General features: G+C 46.9%; 20 protein-coding genes. 14 read left to right on the forward strand and 6 right to left on the reverse strand.

Annotated elements, in window-relative coordinates; all coding sequences use genetic code 11:
* Positions 1-320 precede the first annotated feature (320 nt).
* Positions 321-1,457 (forward strand): glycerate kinase, encoded by a 1,137-nt coding sequence (locus EYS13_RS13475; RefSeq protein ID WP_227763764.1) that lies wholly within the window; start codon positions 321-323, stop codon positions 1,455-1,457.
* Positions 1,458-1,646: 189 nt separating this feature from the next.
* Complete coding sequence (locus tag EYS13_RS13480; RefSeq protein WP_227763766.1) at positions 1,647-2,627, forward strand: 2-hydroxyacid dehydrogenase; 981 nt, start codon at positions 1,647-1,649, stop codon at positions 2,625-2,627.
* Positions 2,628-3,154: 527 nt separating this feature from the next.
* Here the strand turns inward: EYS13_RS13480 and EYS13_RS13485 are convergent.
* Positions 3,155-4,330 carry a pyridoxal phosphate-dependent aminotransferase gene (locus EYS13_RS13485; RefSeq protein WP_423055356.1) on the reverse strand — a complete coding sequence of 392 codons (1,176 nt, stop codon included), beginning with the start codon at positions 4,328-4,330 and terminating at the stop codon, positions 3,155-3,157.
* A gap of 520 nt (positions 4,331-4,850) precedes the next feature.
* On the opposite strand from EYS13_RS13485, the gene EYS13_RS13490 reads away from it, so the two are divergent.
* From EYS13_RS13490 to EYS13_RS13510, 5 genes are all read left to right on the forward strand, one after another.
* Entirely contained in the window at positions 4,851-5,021 is a 171-nt protein-coding gene (locus EYS13_RS13490) for a hypothetical protein (protein WP_227763772.1), read from the forward strand.
* Positions 5,022-5,573: 552 nt separating this feature from the next.
* Positions 5,574-5,963: a hypothetical protein gene (locus EYS13_RS13495; RefSeq protein WP_227763773.1), complete on the forward strand. Its 390-nt coding sequence runs from the start codon at positions 5,574-5,576 to the stop codon at positions 5,961-5,963.
* Between the two features lie 62 nt (positions 5,964-6,025).
* The gene (locus EYS13_RS13500) at positions 6,026-8,149 is read left to right on the forward strand and encodes a Tex family protein (RefSeq protein ID WP_227763775.1); all 2,124 of its coding nucleotides are present in this window, start codon (positions 6,026-6,028) and stop codon (positions 8,147-8,149) included.
* Positions 8,150-8,246: 97 nt separating this feature from the next.
* Complete coding sequence (locus EYS13_RS13505; protein ID WP_227763777.1) at positions 8,247-8,798, forward strand: cysteine hydrolase family protein; 552 nt, start codon at positions 8,247-8,249, stop codon at positions 8,796-8,798.
* A gap of 203 nt (positions 8,799-9,001) precedes the next feature.
* The gene (locus EYS13_RS13510) at positions 9,002-9,592 is read left to right on the forward strand and encodes a YdcF family protein (RefSeq protein ID WP_227763779.1); all 591 of its coding nucleotides are present in this window, start codon (positions 9,002-9,004) and stop codon (positions 9,590-9,592) included.
* A 236-nt stretch (positions 9,593-9,828) separates the two neighbouring features.
* Here EYS13_RS13510 and nrdD read toward each other — a convergent pair whose 3' ends face one another.
* Positions 9,829-10,092, reverse strand: a complete 264-nt coding sequence (gene nrdD, locus EYS13_RS13515) for an anaerobic ribonucleoside-triphosphate reductase (protein ID WP_227763781.1) — start codon at positions 10,090-10,092, stop codon at positions 9,829-9,831.
* Between the two features lie 281 nt (positions 10,093-10,373).
* Here nrdD and EYS13_RS13520 point away from each other — a divergent pair, with 281 nt between their 5' ends.
* From EYS13_RS13520 to rsmA, 3 genes are all read left to right on the forward strand, one after another.
* Entirely contained in the window at positions 10,374-11,360 is a 987-nt protein-coding gene (locus EYS13_RS13520; RefSeq protein ID WP_227763783.1) for a resuscitation-promoting factor, read from the forward strand.
* 170 nt (positions 11,361-11,530) lie between these two features.
* Positions 11,531-12,535, forward strand: coding sequence for a resuscitation-promoting factor (locus tag EYS13_RS16390; protein WP_277998208.1), 1,005 nt, complete (start codon positions 11,531-11,533; stop codon positions 12,533-12,535).
* A 268-nt stretch (positions 12,536-12,803) separates the two neighbouring features.
* The gene (gene rsmA / locus EYS13_RS13535) at positions 12,804-13,685 is read left to right on the forward strand and encodes a 16S rRNA (adenine(1518)-N(6)/adenine(1519)-N(6))-dimethyltransferase RsmA (RefSeq protein WP_227763785.1); all 882 of its coding nucleotides are present in this window, start codon (positions 12,804-12,806) and stop codon (positions 13,683-13,685) included.
* Positions 13,686-13,807: 122 nt separating this feature from the next.
* Here rsmA and EYS13_RS13540 read toward each other — a convergent pair whose 3' ends face one another.
* From EYS13_RS13540 to EYS13_RS13550, 3 genes are all read right to left on the reverse strand, one after another.
* Positions 13,808-14,080, reverse strand: a complete 273-nt coding sequence (locus EYS13_RS13540; protein ID WP_227763787.1) for a hypothetical protein — start codon at positions 14,078-14,080, stop codon at positions 13,808-13,810.
* A 165-nt stretch (positions 14,081-14,245) separates the two neighbouring features.
* Positions 14,246-15,961, reverse strand: coding sequence for an FG-GAP-like repeat-containing protein (locus EYS13_RS13545; protein WP_227763789.1), 1,716 nt, complete (start codon positions 15,959-15,961; stop codon positions 14,246-14,248).
* 236 nt (positions 15,962-16,197) lie between these two features.
* Positions 16,198-16,890, reverse strand: a complete 693-nt coding sequence (locus EYS13_RS13550) for a DUF6385 domain-containing protein (RefSeq protein WP_227763790.1) — start codon at positions 16,888-16,890, stop codon at positions 16,198-16,200.
* A 145-nt stretch (positions 16,891-17,035) separates the two neighbouring features.
* Here EYS13_RS13550 and EYS13_RS13555 point away from each other — a divergent pair, with 145 nt between their 5' ends.
* From EYS13_RS13555 to EYS13_RS13570, 4 genes are read left to right on the forward strand one after another with little or no spacing between them, the layout of a single operon-like run.
* Complete coding sequence (locus EYS13_RS13555) at positions 17,036-18,997, forward strand: glycosyltransferase family 2 protein (protein ID WP_227763792.1); 1,962 nt, start codon at positions 17,036-17,038, stop codon at positions 18,995-18,997.
* Positions 18,994-20,745, forward strand: a complete 1,752-nt coding sequence (locus EYS13_RS13560) for a glycosyltransferase (protein WP_227763794.1) — start codon at positions 18,994-18,996, stop codon at positions 20,743-20,745. The genes EYS13_RS13555 and EYS13_RS13560 overlap by 4 nt, the downstream gene beginning before the upstream one ends.
* A gap of 4 nt (positions 20,746-20,749) precedes the next feature.
* The gene (locus EYS13_RS13565; protein ID WP_227763796.1) at positions 20,750-22,252 is read left to right on the forward strand and encodes a glycosyltransferase; all 1,503 of its coding nucleotides are present in this window, start codon (positions 20,750-20,752) and stop codon (positions 22,250-22,252) included.
* 22 nt (positions 22,253-22,274) lie between these two features.
* Positions 22,275-23,798 (forward strand): glycosyltransferase, encoded by a 1,524-nt coding sequence (locus EYS13_RS13570; protein WP_227763798.1) that lies wholly within the window; start codon positions 22,275-22,277, stop codon positions 23,796-23,798.
* Between the two features lie 20 nt (positions 23,799-23,818).
* On the opposite strand, the gene EYS13_RS13575 is transcribed toward EYS13_RS13570, so the two are convergent.
* Complete coding sequence (locus EYS13_RS13575; protein ID WP_227763799.1) at positions 23,819-24,187, reverse strand: CAP domain-containing protein; 369 nt, start codon at positions 24,185-24,187, stop codon at positions 23,819-23,821.
* Between the last annotated feature and the right edge of the window lie 173 nt (positions 24,188-24,360).

Raw genomic sequence — 24,360 nt, forward strand, 5'->3', positions numbered from 1 at the left:
CAGAGGTCAGGGGACACACCCCTATGCAAGATTTATATTTGTTCGGGGAATGTCCCCAATTAATACTCTGCGCAGAGCGCTCTATGGCTTGTCATATGTCGCAGCTACACACAATGGATTACAATTTTTCACACGTTGATGGTGTGGCAACAACTTTGTCTACAAGCTGGGCTGTCGGGACTTTAGTTTCGACAGCTTTTGTTGTTTGTCGGCTTGCATCTTTATGGTAAGTTGAAAAAGGTATGGGACTCTAGGTATAATGGTACTATCTGGTTACTAAGAAAAACAGTCTGGAAGAGAAAGAGAAGGGAGTAGTTTGGATGCGGGTTGTTGTTGCGCCGGATTCTTATAAAGGCAGCATGTCTGCCGTGGAAGTTGCTGACATAATTGAAAAGGGGCTAAAAACAGTTTTTCCTGATGCTGAAATTAGCAAAGTGCCTATAGCCGACGGCGGTGAAGGCACGGTAGATGCATTCCTGGCAGCTCTGGGGGGCGAACGACGGGAGCTGGAAGTAACGGGCCCCTTGGGGGATAAAGTTAAGGCTTTTTTTGGCATACTCCCCGGCGGAGAGACCGCGGTTGTGGAAATGGCTGCAGCTTCCGGTTTGCCGCTGGTACCGCCCGAAAAGCGCAACCCGCTTGTTACCACCACTTACGGGACGGGGGAGCTAATTAAGGCCGCGCTGGAAGCAGGGTGCAGCACGATAATTGTAGGTATCGGAGGCAGTGCCACCAATGACGGCGGCATGGGGATGGCACAGGCGCTGGGAATAGGTTTTTATGATTCTAGGGGCGAGGAATTGGGCTTTGGCGGGGAGAATCTTGGCAAGCTGGCTAAAATCGAGATGGCAGGCCTTAACCCAAAGGTAAAAACAGCTAAAATCTTAGTTGCCTGTGATGTTGATAATCCCCTATGTGGTCCTCATGGTGCTTCTGCAGTGTTTGGGCCACAGAAAGGTGCCACTCCGGAGATGGTAGAAGTCCTGGACCGGGGTCTTGCCTGTTTTGCCCGGGTAATCAAAGAGCAGGCAGGTGCCGATATCTTTAATATGCCTGGTGCTGGCGCGGCAGGAGGTTTGGGTGCCGGGCTGGTAGGACTTTTGGGCGCAGAATTGAGACCCGGAATTGAGATCGTCATTGAGAACACAGGTTTGGCTGAAAAGATCTCCGGGGCCGACTTGGTCATTACCGGAGAAGGGAGGACTGATTTTCAGACTGCCAGGGGCAAAGCGCCTGTGGGCATTGCCCGGCTGGCAAAAAAATATCAGGTTCCCGTTATAGCCATTTCCGGCAGTTTAGGCGATGGATACCAGGAGGTATATGAGGCCGGCCTGGATGCTGTTTTCAGCATCGTGCCAGGGCCCATTACCTTGGATATGGCCATGCAAAAAGGCAAAGACTACCTGTTGGGTCAAGTTGTCAATATAGCTAGGCTGGTTTCTCTTTTTAGGCGCTAGCTTGTGAAGTCAGCGGCAGGGTGGCTCGGTGGGCCGTGCTGGAAAGTCTTGCATCCCCAGGAGTTATGTTGTAAAATTATCTTTAAATACTTTAATGCTTTAAAATCTTATAACAGCTGTTGACGCATTGAAAAAGGGCCGCAGGCGGCCCGGATGAGTTAATTTAAACCGCAAAGAGGGAGGAAAAGCATGAGTAAAAGATGGAATGTTTATGTTACCAGGGAGATTCCGAAGCCGGCTCTTGATTTGCTGGCCCAGCACTGCGATATGGAAGTAAACCCGGAAGACCGGGTGCTGACCAGAGAGGAACTCTTGGAAAAAGTAAAAGGCCGGGACGGAGTGCTCTGCCTTTTGACTGATACCATTGATGCGGAGGTTTTGGATGCTGCCAAGGGTGCCGTAATCTTTGCCAACTATGCGGTTGGCTTTAATAATATAGATGTTCAGGCTGCTACCGAACGGGGGATCCTCATTACCAACACTCCGGGAGTACTTACCGAGACAACTGCCGACATGGCCTGGGCGCTGTTATTTGCAGTTGCCAGAAGAGTAGTGGAATCCGATAAATACAACAGAGCGGGTAAATTCAAAGGATGGGGACCGCTGCATTTCCTTGGGCAGGAAGTTACAGGTAAAACCTTGGGGGTTGTTGGCGGCGGCAGGATTGGTACCTCTTTTGCCAGAAAGGCCAAAGGTTTTGATATGACTATCCTGTATACCGATGTGGCTCCCAACCCTGAATTTGAGGCTCAAACCGGAGGCAAGTTTGTAGACATGGAAACTCTCCTTAAGGAAGCTGATTTTGTTTCCCTGCATGTGCCTCTTATGCCCGAAACGAAACACCTTATTGGTGAAAAAGAGCTGAAAATGATGAAGAAGTCAGCCATTCTGATCAATACCTCCCGTGGTCCGGTAGTTGATGAATTAGCTTTGGTTAAAGCTCTTAAAGAGGGAGAAATCTGGGGAGCGGGCCTGGACGTGTACGAGTGGGAGCCGGAAATGGCACCGGGGCTAGCTGAACTGGACAACGTAGTGGTCTGCCCCCATATAGCCAGCGCTACATACGAAACCCGCACAAAAATGGGTATGATGGCAGTTGAAAATCTTTTAGCCGGGCTCAGGGGAGAAGTGCCTCCCAACTGCTTAAATCCGGAAGTTTTGAAAAAGTAATTATAACGCTGTCACATCGGCCAGGTTTATGACCTGGCTTTTCTTTTTCACTGATTTATATTTACCGAATAAAAGATAAATAGTACAATAAAAATATAATATAGCCAGTAATATTCTAGTTGAACAAGGATTTAAAAGTGTAAAAAACATGCAAGGTGGAATGCTGGATTGGCCTTATGAGGTAGAGTATTAGAGCTTAGGAGGTGCATTCATGGAAAATTGGGTTTCTTCCCTACTTTCTTTTCTTTTTATTATCGGCATTATTTTCTTACTTAGCCGGGGCGGCGGCTGAGGCGGATACTCCTCGCATGGTGCATGCGAGTGGAAGCCGAAAAAGAAGGAATAAGGGACATAGAGTATTTTTTTAAAAGCTCGGCATAATTTTTTGATAGTGCCAGCTGCCATTTTTACCCAAGAAATACACTATAAAGGAAGTGCAGGACGATTATAAGGTGTTTTTGAAAAATGTTTTTTATAAGCAGTATAGAAAGACCTCCCACAGCCGGGAGGTCTTAAATGTAACGTGTCTATCTCAGCTTGGCAAGCGCGTCTTTGATCCGCTCCAGAGCCTTTTCGATATTTTCCACGGAGTTAGCATAGGACAGACGGAGATACCCTTCCCCGTAGGAGCCGAAAGCAGTTCCGCCCAAACAGGCTACACCGGCTTCATTTAACAGATAGTCGGCGATTTCTTTGCTGGGCTTACCGAAAGAGCTGATATTGGGGAAGACATAGAATGCACCGTTAGGCCGTAAGCAGCTGACGCCCGGAATAGCATTTAACCCGTCAACGATAATATCTCGGCGCTTCTTGAATTCAGCCACCATTTTCTCCACTTCGTCCTGGGGACCGGTCAAAGCTTCTTTACCTGCCATCTGGGTGAAAGCGGCAGTACAGGAATTGGAGTTAACCATCAGCTGAGCAATTCTGGCGGCGATTTCTTTATGCATGACACCAAAACCAAGCCTCCAACCGGTCATGGCGTAAGTCTTGGAGAAACCGTCAAGAATAATTGTCCAGTCTTTCATACCAGGCAGAGAAGCGATGGAAACCGGCCTATCGTCAGTATAGACGATGCGGTCGTAGATCTCGTCAGCTAAAACTAAGATTTCTTTGCCCCGCACCAGGTCAGCAATGGCTTCCACGTCTTCCTTGGTTAAGAAGCCACCTGTAGGGTTTTGCGGGGAGTTGATGATAAGCATTTTGGTTTTCGGAGTAATCAGGTTCTTTAACTCGTTGACATCCAGCCTGAATTGATTTTCCTCCCTCAAGGGGATGGGTACAGGCTTGGCGCCGACAAACTTGATTACAGACTCGTAAATAGGAAAACCTGGGTTAGGGTAGATGACTTCATCGCCCGGGTCAACGGTAGCCAGGATGGAGAAAAACATGATCGGCTTACCGCCGGGAACAATCACCACATCTTCAGGATCGGCAGGCACGTTTTTATGCGCGCGCACATAGTTGGCGATAGTTTCACGGACTTCAGGGATACCGGGAGCCGGCGTGTAATGGGTATATCCGCTGTTTAAAGCCTTGACCCCGGCATCAATAATATTGCGCGGAGTATCAAAATCCGGTTCCCCGATTTCCAGGTGGACAATGTCCCTCCCTTCAGCCTCTAATTTTTTCGCTTTGGCCAAAACCTCAAAGGCAGTTTCAGTGCCAAGGTTGGCCATACTCTTGGCGAAAATGTGTTCCATCATGATACATATCTCCTCCCTTAATTAAGTTAATAACCTATAGCAGTTTCCTTTTTACTGATGCAAACCTAATTTGCTTCCGCAAGTATTTGTTTATACTATCACAAACTATGTGTTTAGCAATGACGGTAATCCCTGCGGATTTTCCCAGCAAGACTTTATAGTGCAACCGCGCGCCCGCCTGCCTGCCTGCCTGAGGAGTGAAGATCCCCAAATATGTAACCCGGATGCGCAGTAAAATTACGGTGTGTTAGCTTGAGGCCGGCTCAGTTTGCTCACTAATATTTAAACCTTGACTCCCTCATACGTCTCATGCATTTGTCTCTTTGAAGCAATTGAAGAGCTTAAGCCCAGCGCAACCTTGCTATAGGTAGTCAAAAATAATTATAACATATTATTTTCGGGAGTATAAGGTAAAATCCTGCCGCTCCTGGTATGAATCATGTATACTTTTATGGTAATTATTGCGTTAAAATAAAGTAGGACTTAATTTAGTCCCATATTGCATAAATACTAACAAATGTACTCCAGCGGTTATTCCAACGACCCGGTAATGGCTAATTTCCAACAATACGGCTTTAAAGCAGTTATTGCCAAGCCTTATGATGTCGTGGAATTAAGCAAAGTGCTGAAAGAAGTTCTGGCAGCGCCTGAGCTCGACTCTGAAACTGAGAAGGCATGTCTTTGTTAAAGACATGCCTTTCATATTATTCCGTCGCCACTGGGTATAATTCATTCCAAAGCGCTCAACAGTTCATCGGTGCTGGGGTTACCGTTCTTAGCATAACGGATAACTCCTGTTTTATTCTGTTCTATTTTCTTTCATTATTCCCAGACTTGCAAGGACGAACGGAAGAACAAAGACTTTTTGCGGGAGAAGAGGATAAAAATCTTGGAAGATAAGTTTGCCGAGGTTGTAAACGAGAGCAAAACCCTTGGTTTAAGCCTTACGGAACTGCGCAAGATGCTGGAGCTATTGTACGAGGAGGTATAAGCATGGACTATATCTTGGAAGTTAATACCGGGGCAGGGAATTTGCCTAAAGAGGAACTTAGTGCAAAATTTTCAAATTTAAAGTAAAATATTAGCAACGAGCGGGTGGAGTGGACGAATTATCAAGCACTCTTAGCTGAAATTAAAAGCGTTAAAGCAGATAATATTTGACATTTTATGTTATGAAATGTAATGGAAAAATTAGGTGAGCAGAGTATAGCGGCAGGAAAACATTTAAGGAAGTGAAAAAGTGCAAATAATTTACTACCCTGATCAAGAAAGAGTAACAGAATGCATGCAGCTGGATGAACCACTTTTAATGCTAGTTAAACATGACGAAAGCGAAATAATTATCTCCTGCATTGATGATAGCTTTGAGCATTTAATTCTTCTCAAAAAAGTAGGGTATAGTGAAAGAGAAATTGATAAATATTATCGAATTGTTGTAAATAATGATGGGGCTGACTGGACTTTTGTCTGCCCCACTGATTATTTAGGGATAACGGACAGAGAAACCAGGATTAAAAGGTTTTATAACAATGGGATTGAGACAATAACGAAGGCTTTAAAGCTGATCGGGTACGAAGTGGAGATTAATATACCCAAAAGATATAGAAGGCATTTAGATATATTCAACTAACGAACTTGTATAAAAAATACAATTCAACATAACGCACTACTTTAGATAAAGGAGAGAAGTCTTTGGAAATCACTGCACTGCTTGCTAATGAATTTGGCCTAAAAAAAGAACAGGTAGAAAACACCATTAAACTTTTAGACGAGGGTAACACTGTACCTTTTATCGCCCGTTACCGGAAAGAGGTGACCGGCGGTTTAAATGACGAGGTGTTGCGGGGGCTGACAGAGCGCTTAAATTACCTGCGCAACCTGGAAGAACGCCGGGCAGAGATCAGCCGTTTATTGGCAGAGCAGGGTGTTTTAACAGGGGAACTGCAGCGTAAAATTGATTCGGCTAAGGCGCTGGTGGAACTGGAAGATATTTACCGGCCTTTCCGTCCCAAAAGAAAGACCAGGGCTTCAGCGGCCAAGGAAAAGGGACTGGAACCCTTGGCTGAGCTCATGCTTAATTTAACCTCCGGGGATATTTTGCAGGAAGCTAAGGCTTTTCTCAATCCCGAACTGGGCGTCAATTCGGTGGAAGAAGCTGTCCAAGGGGCCCAGGACATTATTGCTGAAAGAGTTTCCGACGATGCCGAAGTGCGCAAATATATCCGGGAACTGACCGGTAAGAAGGGACTGCTGGTTTCGTTTAAAAAGGCCCAAACTGATGAAAGATCCCCTTATGAAATGTATTATGATTACCAAGAAAAAGTGGGCACCATCCCGCCCCACCGCATTTTGGCCGTCAACCGGGGAGAAAAAGAAGAATTCCTGGAGGTTAAAATTCAATTCCCCGATGCTGAAATTCTGCAGCATTTAGACAGGGTTTTTATCAAAGCAGGCATTGTAGCTGAAGAATATGTGCGCCAGGCCATTTTGGACGGCTACCAGCGGCTGCTCCAGCCCAGCCTGGAGAGGGAATTGCGCCGAGAGCTGACGGAAAAGGGAGAGGAGCAGGCCATTAAGGTCTTTGCCGTGAATTTGAAAAAGCTGCTCTTGCAGCCCCCTTGCAAAGGGCAGACGGTGCTGGGCTTTGACCCGGCCTACCGGACCGGGTGCAAGTTGGCTGTAGTAGACTCAACGGGCAAAGTGCTGGAAACAGCAGTGATTTACCCCACGCCTCCCCAAAACAAGCTGGAGGAGTCGGCAGTAAAAGTAAAGGAACTGGTAAAGAAACACAAGGTAACTGCTATTGCCATCGGCAATGGCACCGCTTCCAGGGAAAGCGAGAAATTCATCGCAGGCCTCCTGCCTGAGTTGGAAGGCAAGGTGCTTTATACCATTGTAAACGAGGCAGGGGCTTCGGTGTATTCGGCTTCTAAGCTAGCCCAGGAAGAGTTTCCGCAGCTAGATGTGACTTTAAGGAGTGCCGTCTCGATTGCCAGGAGGCTACTGGACCCGCTGGCGGAGCTGGTAAAAATCGACCCTAAAGCCATCGGGGTGGGTCAATACCAGCACGACGTCAACCAGAAAAGACTGGGGGAAACTCTGCAGGGAGTGGTAGAGGACTGCGTGAACAGCGTTGGTGTGGATTTAAACACCGCTTCCCCGTCGCTGTTAAGTTACGTGGCCGGTGTTTCCGCTGCTGCCGCTAAAAAGATAGTGAAGTACAGAGAAGAAAACGGCAGCTTTAAGGACCGGCAGGAGCTTTTAAAAGTAGCAGGCCTTGGGCCTAAAACCTTTGAGCAGTGCGCGGGTTTCCTGAGAATACCCGGCGGCACCAACCCCCTGGATAACACCGCGGTGCATCCCGAATCATACCAAGTGACCTACCGGCTTCTGGAGGAGTTGGGTATCAGCCTGGAAGAGCAGAAACAAATCAAGATAGAGGCTGACTTGCCGGCTCTAGCTGTTAAGCTGGGGATAGGGCTGCCTACCCTCCGGGATATTGTCAAAGAATTGGAGAAGCCGGGCCGCGACCCCAGGGAAGACTTGCCGCCGCCTGTCTTTAAAGCGGGAGTAATGGAGATGGAACATCTCCAGCCGGGCATGGTGCTCACCGGGGTGGTACGCAATGTGGTGGATTTCGGTGCTTTTGTGGATATCGGGGTGCATCAGGACGGACTGGTGCATATCTCCCAGTTAAGCGAGCAATTTATTAAAAACCCGATGGAAGCAGTCAACGTGGGGGATATAGTTCAGGTGAAAATCTTAAGCGTCGACCTGGAACGCAAACGCATTGCTCTAACTATGAAGGATATATAGAAGCTTTATTTTTTAAAGAAAACGGAGAGAGAGGAAAACTTCAAGTATTGTCAAATTATGCTCAGTGGATAGGTGAGTTTAGAAAGGGGTTGGGTTTGTGGCCAGGGTACTCTTTGTTGTGGATATGCTCAATGATTTTATGGACCCCCGAGGCGCGTTATACTGTGGCGATGAGGCAAGAAAAATTATACCGTTTATCAAAACTAAAATTGAAGAATATCTGCAGAGTGGTGATGCCGTAATTTATATTTGTGACAGCCACGATGAAAATGATAAGGAGTTTGCCAAGTTTCCACCCCATGCTGTCAGGGGAACCTGGGGGGCGGAGATCATCCCGGAGCTGAAACCAGACAGTGAGTCTGGGCTGGTGCATATTGTGGAAAAACAGCGCTACAGCGGTTTTCATAACACCGACCTGGATAAAATTCTGCAAAATATCTGCCATCACAAAGGCTGCACCTTAGAGGGTCTGGCAGTAGAGGTAGTGGGCAACTGCACCAATATCTGCGTGCTCTATACCGTGGAGGAGCTTTGTAACAGGGATATTAAGACGATTGTCTGCCGGGGCGGGGTAGCGAGCTTTGACCAGGCCGCCCATGAATTTGTATTGGGACAGATGCAAAGTGTGCTCGGGGCAAAGGTAAGATAAGACTGATAATTGTTCCGGAGGCAAGAATCTGAGAAGCGGTGAGGAAAGATTTTTTATTGAGTACTGCTGTCACCTTAATTTATAGCCAAGCAAATATAGGCGGGGATTAAAATATAGTACTGATGTCATATTCCGCAGTTTTTCGGTGTTATAGATATAAATGGCTTTGTAGCAAAACATCACGGTGAAGGGCGGAATATGTAATGGGAGTGAAAAATGAAAAACTGTTTAAAACAATTTTAACAATGGCTGTTACCGGGGTTGTTTTTTTATCCCTCGTAGGAATGAACATAACCCGATTCGGACAAAACGCCAGACCGTCTTCTGCCGATGCCGTTATTGTGCTTGGCTGCAGATTGTACGGGACTGTTCCCAGCCCTTTTCTGCAGGCAAGACTAGATGAAGGCCTGCGGCTTTATCAAGCGGGATACGGGCAGTATATAATTGTTTCTGGAGGGCAAGGACCCGGGGAGGATATCCCCGAGGCGGAAGCAATGAGACAATACCTTATTGCCCGGGGGGTAGAACCGAAAAAGATAATAACGGAAGATCAATCCACTTCCACCATGGAAAATATTTTATTTTCCAAAGATAAGATGGAAGCGTATGGCTTAAAGGATGCTGTGATTGTATCGAACAAATATCATTTGAAGAGGACTTCTTTGATGGCACAATCAGTGGGTCTGAACGCTACTTATTCCGGAGTCTATTTAACGCAATACAGAGCTTATGAGATGGCAGGTTTTATAAGGGAAATAGCGGCACTAGTAAAGTTTTATTTACTTAAAAGGTAAGAAGGTATTTCCGTTTTACTTTTTCGTTTTTTTCCTATCATATCTCAATTTACTATAAAATATAGGCTTTTTTCTGCAAAAAACTCGTTAGTTTAAGCAAATTCATAAGAGAGACGGTTTACCTAATATTTAAGGGGCTGTCCCATAATTGGGACAGCCCCTTAAATATTTATACTGTCTGTAAAGCATTTTTTGTCTTCGGGCTGAAGGATGAAGATGCTTATACTTATAGACGATTAAACATGGGCCACCCGGTCCCGCAATTCCGCTTTCTTGGCATCGTTAAAATTTTTGATTTCCGAAAAGTACCCGGTAATTCTGCGGACTCTCCTGATCTCTCTTTTGAAAAAGGGCTGAAAACAGAGAAACCCTTCCGAATCCATCCAGGCTTTTATCTTGGCAACCTGTTCCCCTTTACTTGCGGCCATTGCCTGCGCTTGTTTTACCACTTCCGCTTTCTCGTCTGCAGTTAACTTAATGCCTGCTGTTTCAATAACCATGCAATTCCCTCCTTTACCTTTTAATTATAGTAACAATTATCAATAACACAAGTAAATATTTTACAACTAATTTAATTCACTGACTTTGATTAACAATTTACCTGCGTTTACCCGAGCATTGTGCACAAAAGTGTTCCGGAGTTGGGCGAAGTTCCGGTGGACATGTTTAAAATGGTAAAATTTAGCATATTATAATAATGGGTTCTACCAAAAAGGAGGAACGCATAAACATGAACTAATTGCATGTACAATTAGCACAATAATCTATAAGAGGTGGAGATATGTTTGCAGTAGTGCGGCTCAGGCCAAGGTGGTCAAAACGGACCTGGCTGGCTGTCGCCGGCCTGGCTTCTGCCATTTTTATGGCAGTTATTGGCTACGCCTGGGCAGTAAAAACTGTAACCATTGCAGATTCAGGCAAATTACAGCAGGTTAAAACATACGCTAGGTATGTAGAGGATGTGCTTCAGGAGCAAGGGATCGATTTGGGCCGGGAAGATGTGGTGTTTCCCGCTGTTTCAAGCAAAATTAGCGAAGGGATGCTCATACGCATTGCCCGGGCAGTTAACGTTGAAATTTCCTTCGACGGGGTAGTCAAAACCGTCCGCTTGGCCGACCCTACAGTGGAGCGGGCCCTTGAGCTGGCTGGAATAGAGTTGGGCAGGTTGGATAAGGTTGTGCATAACCTCAACAACGCAGCTACCCCGAACAAAAAAATCAGAGTGATTCGTGTGGAAGAAAAAAGAATTGAGCAAAATTCCAGCTTGTCTTATCCCGTAAAAAGGCAGCCCGATCAATTTTTGGCCAAAGGCAAATCGAAAGTTATTCAACAGGGAAGCCAGGGAGTGGTAAAGGAAGTATTTGCTATCATTTACACTGACGGCGTCGAGACCGGGCGCAAAGTTGTGGAAAGGCAAATTCTCAAGGAACCGGTACCTGAGATTATAGCTTACGGTACTAAAGACCAGCAGCTAAAACATGCTTCAAGGGAACTGGCAGGGAGGAGGATGCTCCTCATGGAAGCATCTGCCTATACCCATACGGGAAATAGAACGGCCACAGGCATCGTGCCTCACGAGGGCGTAATTGCGGTAGACCCGAAAGTAATTCCTTTAGGTACCAAATTATACGTAGAGGGATATGGATACGGTTCGGCCCAAGATACAGGCAGCGCCATTAAAGGCAACAAGATCGACTTGTTTTATGAGACGGAGACGGAAGCACTGCAGTGGGGGCGAAGGTCTGTTCAAGTCTATATTTTGGAGTAATCAGTAAAAATTCCTGCAAAAGCAGGAATTTTTTTATTGACAGAGAAATAATATGATTACACGTTTTAAGTCTTGTTTTTAACAAAATATGGAAAATCGTAGAGAGATAAAAGAGCCTTTAGAGGGCTGTGAGATGAAGATTTTCCGATGTAAATTACGGGAGGTTGAAAATGAACGCCTGGATAAGCGGTTGGCGCAAGCAACTTGTTCAGGCCCAGCGGAAACGACAGTACATTATTATCAGCATAATCACCGGAATTGTAATTTTTTCGCTAGGGCTAACTACTTATGCCTGGGCTCTCAAGGACCTAAACCTCATGGTCGACGGCAAATCCATTCAAGTTAAGACATTTAAAAGTGAGGTAGGGGAGGTGCTTCTTGAGCAGGGCATTACGCTAGCTCCTGAGGATAAAGTCTCCTATGAGCTTACAACACCTTTACAGGATGGCATGACAATCCAAGTAATTAGAGCTTTTCCTGTGCAAGTGCAGGTAGATGGCAAAGTGCTGCAGGTTACCACTACCCCTACTACTGTAGAACAAATTCTCAAGCAGGCCAAGATCGTTTTAGGACCCCATGACAAGGTGAGTCCCAGCGGAGCGACATTTTTAAAAAGCTCCGGCAAAATAACTGTGCAGAGAATAGGGTTTAAAGAGGTAGTACAGGAAAATGTTATTCCTTTCCAGGTTGAAAGGGAGCCCAACGCAAGCTTGGAAAAAGGACAAACTAAAGTCATCCAGGAAGGCAAGGAAGGCTTGGAAAGAAAGATTATTAAAATAACATACCAAGACGGCAAGGAAATCAGCCGTCAAGTGGTAAAAAGCGAAATTGTGCAAAAACCGGTTAACCGGCGGATTGCTTACGGCACCCTAAGCATGGTTTCCAGGGGGGGCCACAACTTGCGGTTTAGCCAGTCCCTGGTGGTGACGGCGACGGCTTACACCCATACCGGAAACAGAACCTATTCCGGAACAATACCCAAAGTGGGAACAGTTGCTGTAGACCCCGACGTAATCCCTCTGGGCAGCAAGCTTTATATAGAGGGTTACGGTTTTGGCAGGGCATTGGATGTGGGCAGTGCTATTCAGGGTGAACGGATTGACGTGTTTTTGGAAAGCGAGGATAGGGCTGCTAAATGGGGTCGTAAGAAAGTCAAGGTTTATATCTTGGAGTGAGGCCTGGCGCCTCACTTTTGACTATTTTCAAGAACAATTTGTTAAACTAAAGGTTAGTTAAATGCTTACAGACCCCTATGCTTTTTCGCACCACCACCTGAAGAATTAAAAATTATAGTCCATTGTGTCGTAGCTGCTCTTTTTGACGAGCCATAGAGCTTTGTGAAGAGTTTAACTGAAGGCGGACGAGCAGCGGATACAAAGGTTGACGTTTTACATGGTAGCTATTAGCAACAGTCATGCTGTATGCAGAACAATGTGAGGAAAAATGAAGGAACTGACCGCAATTTCCAAGATCAAAGAAATTATGCGCAAGCATAATTTTAAAATTAAAAAGAGTTATGGTCAAAATTTTTTAATTAACGAATCTGTTGTTGAAAAGATTCTGGACAGCGCTCACCTGCAAAAGAGCGATGTGGTGGTGGAAGTGGGCCCTGGTTTAGGCACTCTTACCCAGGGGCTGGCAGCCCGGGCCGGAGGGGTGCTGGCTGTGGAACTGGACCGCACTTTGCTGCCAATTCTCACTGAGACACTGGCAGGCTATAAGAATGTTAGGGTTATAAATGCCGACATTTTAAAACTGGATTTGGACCAAGCAGTGGCTGCCAATTTCCCCGATAGAAGGCAGGGGAAATACAAAGTGGTGGCTAATTTGCCCTACTATATTACCACTCCCATCATTATGCATCTCCTGGAGCATCAATATCGAATCGAATCCATGGTAATTATGGTGCAGAGGGAAGTAGCGGAGCGCATGGTCGCTAACCCGGGCGGAAAAGACTACGGGGCTTTGTCAGTGGCTATACAGTATTATACTGAAGCAAGCCTTATAACCCACGTGCCTGCCTCGTCCTTCCTGCCTGCTCCCGATGTGGCTTCTGCAGTTATCAAATTAAAGATGCGGGAAAAACCGGCTGTTACGGTCCAAGATGAAGTCATCTTTTTTCAAGTGGTTAAAGGGGCCTTTGCCCAACGTAGAAAAACCCTGTTAAATGCACTAAATAACAAGTTTGGCTTTATTACAAAAGGTGAACTGCTTGACATTCTTGATTCCTGCGGGATAGAAGGCAGCCGACGGGGCGAAACCCTCAGTTTAGAGGAATTTGCCAGGTTGGCTGACGGTTTATGGGCCTTTCGGCGGGCAAATTAACGGTATACTTCACTAGTGACTTGCTTTCCGGAATTTTCCGTAATCCGAGTTAGTTAAACCCGGTTTTAAAAAAACGTTGTTCTGGCAAAACTAGGGATAGTAAGAGCAGGAGGCTTATTTCTTTATTTTTCAGGAGTGTGGAAGCGCTGGATATAAGTGTTTGCCTTTAACATTCCTTTTATTTTTCCAAAAGCTTGTTTCGCGCTGATTTCACCATTTTTTAGCTCCCGGCCTAGCTCTATCAGCATATCTCCCAAGATAGGTTCAAGCTGCGAGCCTGGAATGGTCTTTTTAATCCAGTTTGCCAAACTTTTAAGTTTTAGGTCCCAATATGAACTGCCGATAATTACCCCCAGGGCTAAAGCAATTGCGCCAACAATGATTTCACTACTCAAAATTACCATTCTCCTTTCGACAAAAATAATTAACAAGGCAACATTTTGGCACTAAATACATATATTAAGATTGGAAGCAGTATTTTCCAAAAGTGCCATCTTCTAACCTGCTTGACTGGTTGTTTCTCGCAACCAGTCCTTTTTCGTCCCCTATACAGAACTTTTTCACAAGCAAACTACGGCAGGAATTAAGATATCCGTTTTTTGCAGTGCGGTTACCGTTACGCGCAGATTCATATTGCATTGGACCTTGTATGCCTGATATTGATAAACATATACGGAGTCATTTCCCGGAGAACCAATAAAAATCTGGTTTGAGTCCGGTTTTCCCACACTGGCCACGGACCAGCCAAATTGGCTCCAAGGGTCTTTTCCCTCAAGGACTCGTAGGACTTGACCGCTGCTGCTGGAAACCAAATAAACCCGGCCGGCAAATTGTTGATTATTGGGAGAAGCGCTAGGGGCTCCAACTGCCAGATCGGGAAGGCCGTCACCGTCCAAATCGCCGATAGCCGACACTGCTATCCCGCATTCTTCCCCGCTGACAGGACCGTGGAAGCTCAGCAGTACAGATCCGTCCATCCCGGAAAATATGTAGGCTGATCCGGATCCCGTCTTTCCGCCGGAGGAGCTATCCGGGGCACCTGCAGCAAAATCAGGGATGCCGTCTCCGTTGATGTCTCCCAAAGGGCTGAGGGAAAACCCGAGGCCGGCGTTATATTCCGCGCCTTCTATACTGTAAAGCAAGGCACCGTTTTGCCCCGAATAGACATAAATAATCCCGGCCTGATCCAGACCTGAAGGTGAAGCAAACGGCGCGCCTACGGCGAAATCGGGAACGCCATCGCCGTCAATATCTCCAATGGCGGCCAGAGCATACCCAAAGACATCTCCGGGATTTTGGCCATCCAGACGATAAAGTACAGCGCCGGAAGCCCCTGAAATGGCAAAAACACTGCCGGCGTTGACTTTCCCGCCGGGTGAGGCTGAGGCGGCCCCTACAAGAAAGTCCGTGGTTCCATCCCCATCCAGATCACCGGCCCAGGACACGGACCAGCCGAATTCATCCCCAGGAGTGGTGTGCGCGATTTCCAGCAGGGTAGTTCCATCGTTACCAGCAAGAATTTGTATTAATCCCGCCCATTTTAAAATACCTGTTCCGCTCCAGGGTGCACCTGTCAGGATATTATTAGAGATAATCCCGCTCATTTTTAAACCTGCGTCAAGGGCAAAACCCAGGTTGTCATCTTGGTTGTCCCCATACTTGGCAAAAAGCTTAATTCCTGTTTGCGGTGAGAGGGCCGTTACCTTGCCTGCATCTTTTCTATTTCCGTTTGCTGCCGAGGGAGAGCCGATTACGATTGAGGAGGGCTCAGGGTTATATGCTACAGCAAAGCCGAATTGTTCCCCGAACTGCTCTCCTTGAAACCTGGCAAAAGCGCTCTCTCCTGCGCTGAAAGAACAGAGAATGTTAAACGGAGTCGCACTTGCTGTAAGCTGAAAATCACCGCTTCTGCTTACCGGCAAGGCGCAATAAACCGGGAAGACGAGTTCTTTGCTAAAAGTGATGTCGCCTGTAGGACAACGGAAGATGAAGGTGAAAGACTTTGCTAACCACAGAAAAACATTGTGGACGCAGGCTTGTGCTGTCGGTTTGCTTTCCCAATAAATTATCCGTTCGGTTCCCGGTTTGGGGAGGCATTGGCAGTCTGTGCAGTATTGTAAATTGTAAAAAGGAACTTCAAAAGTGAACTCCTTTTGAAGTTCTTTGTAGCAGTTGCCAATTACTGTGTTAGCAGCTATGCATGTTATGTCATACGCGGGGTCTTGTTTGCGGGGGATTTTCTTTGCATCTTTCGTTGTCCACTGAGAGCCGATCATGCCGCTGCCCCCTTAAAATACAGGTTATGGCTGTTTCTCAATAACTTAACTGATATACCATCACATTATTATATGCTTTAAGGCGCATAAAATGCTTTTATTCTTGTTTATGTATTAGGGAAGATAGATATCTTCCCTAATCTTATAAGGTCAGGGGACACAATTCCGATGAATATAACATGGTTGCCGCAGAATGTTCCCAATCGACGAGAGAAACTGTTAAGGAATGTCCCACTTTAGGACTGTCCTTGGAAAAAGATGTTTAAAGTTACGGCACTGGCGGCGCTGACAGCGCTGTAATAAAGTCTAGCGTATTTCAAGAAGATGGATGATACAAAAGTTTGCAGTGCGTTCTGGTTAATAGTAACCGGGCCAACATGGTCATTCCAGGTTGTTCCGTCCGGGCTGATCTGGAGTGTGACCAGTGCCTGGGCATTTGCTACGAGAGAATTATTGACTACGCCAAAAGTCCATGTTTTCAAATCCAGCACAGTATAAGTCGTGTCAGGTGTGCCAGCGGTATCCGTGATGTTTGCCCTGGTAGCCGATACGTCCGTTGTTGCGGTAGCAACTGCCAGGCCTGTAGTGGTGATTAACAGCCCCCCTGTAGGCGGCGTGATGGATAGACCGGAAGCCGGCGCAGTGACAGTGAGACCGTTGGCAGGGGCAGTAATAGCCAAGCCGGTGCTGGTGATGGAGAGGCCGTTGGTCGGCGGTGTAATGGACAGCCCCCCGGTGGGCGGCGTGATGGATAGACCGGAAGCCGGCGCAGTGACAGTGAGACCGTTGGCAGGAGCAGTAATAGCCAAGCCGGTGGAAGTGATAGTAAGGTTTCCCGAAGAGTCGGTATTAAATGCCACATCATTGGAACCAAATATTTTTACCCTTGCCTGGTCAGGTACATCTTGAAAGACTTTAAAGTTAGGCATAATGTTCCCTCCTTTCTTTTTTTTTTTTTTGCTCCTGCTCTATAGTATGAAAAATATGATGGAAATGTTTGTGAATTTGTACGTTTTTTTCTATCCTTCATATATTAATTATTGAAAAGGGAAATGCAAAGGTGAGTGTACGGCCATGGAGAGTAAAATAAGTTTATGTATGATTGCGAGAAATGAAGAACAGAACCTGCGCAGGTGTTTAAAGAGTGTGCAGGGAGTTGTAGATGAAATTATTGTGGTGGATACCGGCTCTACCGATAATACATGCCAGGTAGCCCGGGAAGCAGGGGCAGTTGTTCGTTCATTTATTTGGAATGACAATTTCAGCGACGCCCGGAACGCCTCTCTTGAGGGGGCTACCGGCGAGTGGATTTTATTTCTGGATGCCGACGAGGAACTGCCCAGGGAGAGCTGTGAAGTGCTGCGCAGGTTAACAAGCAACGAGGATGTTGAGGGTTATTTCGTTAAAATAGTCAGCTTGATCGGGAGCGAGGGATGGACTGAAACATGTCCAGATTTAATTTTCCGCCTTTTCAGGAACAGGCCGGAATACAGGTTTCGGGGGGCAATTCATGAACAGATTGCCGATGTGATTCTGGAGAAAAACCCAAAAGCAGCCTACCGGATTGCGGAGGATTTTGTCATCATTCATTACGGCTACTTGGACAGCCAGATCAGTGAAAAAGACAAGAAGAACAGGAATTTAAAGATAATCGAAAAAGAACTGGAACAAGAGCAGGGAAACCGGCTGTTAAGGTATCATTACGGGGTGGAACTGTACCGTGCTCAAAGATATGAGGAAGCGGCATTGGAATTAATAAGGGCGGCCAACGGCATAGATCCTAACACGATTTATCTACCTAAGCTGCTTAGGTATATTGTCTTGGCTTACCAGTCAGCCGCCCAGCCGGCCCAAGCCTTGAATGTGGCTTTACTGGGCCTTAAGTTTTTTCCCAACTACGCCGACTTATACTATTATGCCGGGCTGCTCTACCTGGAATTAAAGCAGTACAGCTCAGCTTATGAATATTTGTTAAAAGCCATATCCATGCCTGAACAGCCCGCCCAATATGCATCCTTTGCCGGGATCAGGGGCTTTCGGGCCTATTACCACCTGGGGCAAATCGCCCAAACCTTTTTAGATTATGAAGAGGCGCTGAGGTTTTACATTGCCAGCATAAGTGATAATCCAAATTTTATTCCTGCTTTAGAAAGTATGGTCCGGATTCTCAACCCCCGGCAAAATCCCCAGTATACCAAAGAATGCCTGGAAAAAGTGTGTGAATTTTGCACGCCTCACGCTAACCAGGCAATGGCCGAAATATATTTGCGCCAAGGGGCCTACGGGTTAGCTTTGCACTATTTGGAAAAAAGCTTGGACTCCTCTGGGGTCAGGCTGTGGAGAGCCATTTGCCTCATCCAGGAACGGCGCTACCTGGAAGCACTGCGAATTCTAGAGGCCTATACCAGGGAAAGTGAGTTCTACCCGCTGGTCAAGTTAAATGAATTGATTATCTTTTGGCTCCAGGGAAAGAAGCGCAAGGTGCGGACTTTACTGGCTGAGTTGCACTCCCTGGGTTTGGCCCAGGATACGGCTAATGTCTTAAGTTTAATTGACAGTTTGCAGGGGAAAAAAGAGGTTAGCCAGGTATTTTTGGGGCAGGACGGAATGGCGCTGTTTCTGGATATCCTGTTCAGGTTGCTTTATATGAAAGAACTTGAGAAAGCGCTGGATATTTTAAACGGAGTTCACGCGGAATCTTTGGAACCGCACCTTCTGACCATTGCCCAAGCATTTTATGATTATGGACAGATTGAGCCAGCCGAAAACCTTCTTCGCCAATATGTGGAGCAAAGACAGGACGGGAAGGCCTATTACCTTCTGGCAGAGATCTGCCGGGAAAAAGGCAGCTATCTTGAAGCCGAACAGCACTACCAGCGTGCTATCGAATTCAGCCCAGATGAGCCTCGGCATTATATCAGTTTGATCCGGTTGTACGATGAACAGCGCAGGCAAATATTAGACGAGGCGCTGCGGAAATATCCCGAGGCCCCGGTGTTTAAGAAGCTGACCGGGGAGGTGTCTGCAACCTCGTGAAAGAGCGCATCACGTTAATCTTAATTGTTAAAGATGAAGAAAAAAAACTGCCAAAATGTCTGCAGAGTGTGCAAGGGCATGTAGACGAGATCATAATCGTAGACACAGGCTCAACGGACAACACAGTAGAAATTGCCAGCCGGTTCACAGATAAAATTTATCGCTATCCCTGGGAAGGCGACTTTAGCGCCGCCCGCAATTTTGCTTTGGCGCAGGCCAGCGGCGAATGGATTCTTTCTTTAGACGCCGATGAAGAACTGGTTTCCGGGGAGGGGGACTTGCAGCGGTTGATCAACACAGGGCAAAATGTAGAAGCTTATCTCTTATCCCTCCATTATCCGACCGCCGATTCTTCCGGGGCATACAATATATTTCACGTGCTGCGGCTGTTTCGTAACAACGGGCGCTACTTTTTTCAGGGCAAAATCCATGAACAGGTTGTGGTGCAAGAACGAGGGGTTGTAGGGGTGGCAGACCGGCCAAGCATCAGGCACAAGCTGCTTTCGACCAAAGAGAGAAACCGCAAAAGGGAAAGAAACCTGGCACTCTTGAAAAAGGCATGTTCCCGGGAACCTGACAACCTTTTTTTGCAGTATTACCTGGGAGTGGAGTGGCTGATGCTGGGAAAACCCCAAAAGGCCTTGCCTTATTTAAAGCAGAGCTATGAACAGCTTACTGATGAGCATTTGCTTTTTCGCGCACCTGCCTTACGCTATCTAATTATGTGTTTACAGGCTTTAGGCAGGCTGGAGGAGGCAATCTGTCTCTGCCTGGAAGCTGATATAAAGTACCCTGATTATACCGACATTTACTATTTGGGCGGGGTGCTTTTTGAAGAAAAAAAGGAGTACCAGCTGGCAGTAAAATGGCTCAAACAGGCAGTACTTTGCGGTTCACCTCCGGCGCTTTACAGTCATTTACACGGGACGGAAAGCTTTTTAGCCTATTATCATCTGGGCTATTGTACTGAAATGCTGGGCCAGAAGGAAGAGGCAAAAGAAAATTATGAAAAAGCGCTGCAGGCTAATCCGCACTATGTTTATCCCCTTTACAACCTCTTTATGCTCTTCTGTACTGCACACGGACCCAAGGCTACCCTGGCTTATTTGCGGGAGAAGGGGTTATTGGCCGATGCTCAAATGGCCAAGGAGGCAGCCAACTTGTTTTTTATATCAGGTTATGCAAACCTCGCCTACAGCTGCCTGGCAGATTTCAAAGCGTCGGCAGAAGTAGCTCGAGAACTGAAGCTGGATTTGGCTAAATATGCTGTCCTGTCCGGCAGGGCACGGCAGGGTCTTGAGTTGTTAAATACTGTCTCAGAGGATAAAGTTTTAAGGGCTGAGGCTTCTATTTACTGCCTCCTGGCGCATCTGCTTTTGGGCGAATTTACGCAGGCAAGGACTCTTGCGTTAGCTCTGTGGAAGCAATCCGACTCCAGGTGCCTGGGCCATGCCTTTTTATGTTTAATCCAGGTACTGGATAAAGGTACCATGCCAATTTGCCCGTTGAAAATACGGGAAGAGGATGTCCTGGAACAGTTGATCAAAATCTTTGATCTCTGCAGCTATTATCTGCCGGAACGGAGCAGCGAAGCGGACTCCTTCTACTTTAAGCTGAAGAGCGGCTTGGAAGCATTATGCACGAATATTTCTGCCGAGGGCTGCTTGAGTCTGGCTGAGTGCTACGGACAGCGGGCGGGAAACTGGCGAAGCTTTTGTGCAAATAAGTTTGGTTTAAAAGGAAAGTGACAGGATGAATAAAAAACCCACCGTCAGCTTGTGTATGATCGCCAAAGATGAAGAAGAAATGATTTTAAAAAGCATTAAAAGCGTGCAGCATCTAGTGGAGGAAATCATAGTTGTGGACACCGGTTCGCAGGACCGGACACCTGAGCTGGCCGCCCAGGCAGGGGCCCTGCTTTTTCATTATCCCTGGAATCAAAATTTTGCCCATGCCAAGAATTACGCTTTGGAGCAGGCATCTTCCGAGTGGATATTGGTGCTGGACTGTGATGAGGTTTTGCAAGATGTTTCTACGCAGGAATTTGCCCGGCTGCTCTCTTGCCAAGAGGTGGAGGGCTTTTTCCTCCAGATCAAAAGCTTTTTGGGAGATGGCCAGGAAGTAGCCTGGGACCAAGCAGTCAGGCTGTTTAGGAATAAGCCGGAGTACCGTTTTCGAGGTGCTATCCACGAACAGGTGACTTCGTCAATCCTGGAAGGCAACCGGGGGCGCGGTCTGGTTCAGGCGCCCCTGATAATTAACCATTACGGCTATTTAGATACACAGCTGCGCAAAAAGGACAAATTCAAACGCAATACACTGATTATCAAGAGGGAATTAATCAGGCAGCCGGATGACCCGTTTCTTTTATATTGTTTAGCCCTGGAACACTACCAGCGGGATGAGGTCGATGCGGGGCTGGTCTGTTTGGAAAAAGCCATTAAGCTCATGAGGGGAACAGAAGGGTATTTTCAGGATGCAATTCTCATTGCCGCCCTGGGTTACTTTAAACTGGGGAGGATATATGAGCTGTGTAACTATACCAGTAAAGCACTGGAGGTGTTTCCTGAGCACCCTGACCTGCTGCTGCTTCGGGGAATTGCATTTCTCAGCACGGGGCGCTGCCTGGAAGCCGCTGCAGATCTGAATAAAGCACTTGAAGCTCCAGAGAGCAAAGTTATCCCCGACTGTAAAATATTGAGTTTATTAGGAGACGCCTATAACTTGGCTGGACATTATCAACAAGCAGTGAAGGCGTATTTGGCGGCCCTCAGCCGGTCTCCCGGGCTGCTTTATCCATTGACACAGGTGCTGGGGATTATGCAAAGCGGCAGCGGACGGTGCTATTTTAATGAACTGTGCCGGTTCACTACAGTTGCAGTAAAAAAAGCAATTGGGCTGGGGCTGATTGAAGCTGGAGAGATACCCCTGGCCTTAGTGATTTTGCTGCTCTCCTTGTACCATTTGCTTCTGGATGACATCTGCAATCAGGAGCTGGTTTCCTTAAGTGAAACTTTTCTGTCAACACTGTTCAAATTAGCCAATTCAGCCCAGAAAGAAAACGTTATCAATTATGTTATGGCTGCAGGGAAAGAAATGCGCTGCGTAGCTGCGGCCCTGTATGCCGGGCTGGACTGCTCTCTCTTTCCCGCCAAAAAACAAATGAGGCTGCTTTTGGAACAACTGCTGCTGCTCTGTGTTCACGAAATCTGCGCGGCTTATGCGCCGTCTCCGTATAATATGGTTGGCAGCTAGTGGAGCAAGGGGAGGTGTGTTTGTGAAGAAGCGGGTGTTAATAGCGAGCCCTGTTCGGCAGAAAGAAAGTATTCTGGCCGAATTTTTGGAGTCCTTGGAACGGTTGGACACCTCAGGCCTAACCGTGGATTTTGCCTTTATAGATGATCATAACGACCATGACTTGTTAAACAAATTTGCAGAGGGAAAAGACAATGTCCGGATACTTGCTTCCCATGGGGAGGATGCTTACCTGTGCGATGAAACCACCCACCACTGGCGGGAAGACCTGATCTGGAAAGTGGCCACTTTTAAAAATAAATTTATAGACTTAGCCTTAAAGGAAGAATACGACTTTCTTTTTCTGGTCGATTCGGACCTTTACATTCATCCTAAGACCTTAAGCCATTTAACTGTCTTGGGCAAGGATATAGTGGCTGAGGTTTTTTGGACGAAATGGGTACCGGGGATTCAACCGCTTCCCCAAGTGTGGCTTAGTGACAACTATCGGCTCTATCACGCCAAGAGGGGAGAGGAGTTAACCGAAGAAGAGATAAGGCAAAGGAGCGGGGAATTTTTGCAGCAGCTAAAAATTCCCGGCACTTATAAGGTAGGGGGATTGGGGGCTTGTACCCTGATCAGCAGAAGTGCACTGGCCAGGGGAGTATCGTTTAAGGAGATCTACAATTTGGGTCTAATTGGCGAAGACCGCCATTTTTGCGTCCGGGCAGCTGCCTTAGGGTTAGAGCTTTATGCCGACACCCATTACCCTCCTTACCATATTTACCGGGAGTCGGAGCTGGCAGGACTGGATGAATACAAGCAGCAAATAGGCGTAAAGCCGGCTCCTGTCCATTTAACCCCCCAAAAAGGAAGCAGGATAACTTTAGCCATGCTGGTCAGGAATGAAGCTGACAGGTACTTGACAAGAGTGCTCCAACATGCGGCCCGGTATATTGATGCAGCAGTTATCCTGGACGATGCCAGCGAAGATAATACGGTTGAAGTCTGCAGGCAGGCGCTGCAAGGCATCCCGCTAATCATCCATTCCAACAACGGACCTCATTTTCACAACGAAATTGTCTTGAGAAAACAGCTTTGGGAAATGGCGGCAGGCACAGGACCTGACTGGATTTTGATTTTGGATGCCGATGAAATTTTTGAGGAACGGGCGCCAGCTGTTTTAAAGGAACTGGCCCGGCGCCCTGATGTGTACTACTATTCCTTCCGCCTGTATGACATGTGGGACGAAAGTCATTATCGCGAAGATGCTTACTGGAGTGCCCACAAATGGTATCGCCCTTTTATGGTAAGGTATATCCCGGATTTTAATTACACCTGGAAAGAGACGCCGCTGCACTGCGGGCGGTTTCCTGTAAATATTGACTCCTTTAAAGGAGAAAACAGTGAGCTGCGAATTAAACACCTGGGTTGGTTAAAACCGGAAGACAGGTTGAAAAAATATTTCCGTTATAAAGCACTGGACCCTGACAGCCGGTACGGAGTGGCGGAACAGTATCAGTCAATCCTCGACCCCAGGCCAAACCTGCTTCCCTGGCGAGACTAGTGTTGTGGGTTTAAACAAATCTACTTTCCGGCAAAATGCTGAGTAATCATCATCCCGTAAGGTCCTCCGCTAACAATCCCAATACCTAGATGAGTATACCTGGGGTCTAAAATATTAGCCCAGTGTCCCGGGCTGTTCATGAATGCTTTATGTGCAGCCTCAACTGAAGAGTTACCGGCGATATTTTCCCCGCCTAACACCGAATAGTCATCGATACCCGCAGCTTTCATCTGCTGGTAAGGGCTGCCGTAAACCGGCGAGTTATGCCCGAAATAATTGTTGCTGATCATGTCCTGGCTCTTTGCCCTAGCAGTTTGCACTAAGCGCATATCCACCTCTAAAGGTTTTAGCCCGGCTTTTGTACGTTCCTCGTTTATAAGCTTAACCATTAATGCCTCATTAGCTGTCATCCCCGCGGTTTATGGGGCCGTTTTGGTTGGTGCTGCGGTTTGGTTAGACTGTTGAGCGGTGGCGTAAGTATAATTTTTATTTAAGCGTAACGAACGTAAAAAAGGTGCGGGTGCACCTTTTAGGAGCGCCAAACTGGCGCTTAGCACTTTTT

The sequence above is a fragment of the Zhaonella formicivorans genome (genome assembly GCF_004353525.1).
Lineage (GTDB): Bacteria > Bacillota > DUOV01 > DUOV01 > Zhaonellaceae > Zhaonella > Zhaonella formicivorans.

Bases quoted from the DNA above. Each gene is read 5' to 3' on its own strand.
- EYS13_RS13475 (WP_227763764.1), top strand. From the start codon at position 321: ATGCGGGTTGTTGTTGCGCCGGATTCTTATAAAGGCAGCATGTCTGCC.
- EYS13_RS13480 (WP_227763766.1), top strand. From the start codon at position 1,647: ATGAGTAAAAGATGGAATGTTTATGTTACCAGGGAGATTCCGAAGCCG.
- EYS13_RS13485 (WP_423055356.1), bottom strand. From the start codon at position 4,330: ATGGAACACATTTTCGCCAAGAGTATGGCCAACCTTGGCACTGAAACT.
- EYS13_RS13490 (WP_227763772.1), top strand. From the start codon at position 4,851: ATGTACTCCAGCGGTTATTCCAACGACCCGGTAATGGCTAATTTCCAA.
- EYS13_RS13510 (WP_227763779.1), top strand. From the start codon at position 9,002: ATGGGAGTGAAAAATGAAAAACTGTTTAAAACAATTTTAACAATGGCT.
- nrdD (WP_227763781.1), bottom strand. From the start codon at position 10,092: ATGGTTATTGAAACAGCAGGCATTAAGTTAACTGCAGACGAGAAAGCG.
- EYS13_RS13520 (WP_227763783.1), top strand. From the start codon at position 10,374: ATGTTTGCAGTAGTGCGGCTCAGGCCAAGGTGGTCAAAACGGACCTGG.
- EYS13_RS16390 (WP_277998208.1), top strand. From the start codon at position 11,531: ATGAACGCCTGGATAAGCGGTTGGCGCAAGCAACTTGTTCAGGCCCAG.
- rsmA (WP_227763785.1), top strand. From the start codon at position 12,804: ATGAAGGAACTGACCGCAATTTCCAAGATCAAAGAAATTATGCGCAAG.
- EYS13_RS13545 (WP_227763789.1), bottom strand. From the start codon at position 15,961: ATGATCGGCTCTCAGTGGACAACGAAAGATGCAAAGAAAATCCCCCGC.
- EYS13_RS13550 (WP_227763790.1), bottom strand. From the start codon at position 16,890: ATGCCTAACTTTAAAGTCTTTCAAGATGTACCTGACCAGGCAAGGGTA.
- EYS13_RS13555 (WP_227763792.1), top strand. From the start codon at position 17,036: ATGGAGAGTAAAATAAGTTTATGTATGATTGCGAGAAATGAAGAACAG.
- EYS13_RS13565 (WP_227763796.1), top strand. From the start codon at position 20,750: ATGAATAAAAAACCCACCGTCAGCTTGTGTATGATCGCCAAAGATGAA.
- EYS13_RS13575 (WP_227763799.1), bottom strand. From the start codon at position 24,187: ATGGTTAAGCTTATAAACGAGGAACGTACAAAAGCCGGGCTAAAACCT.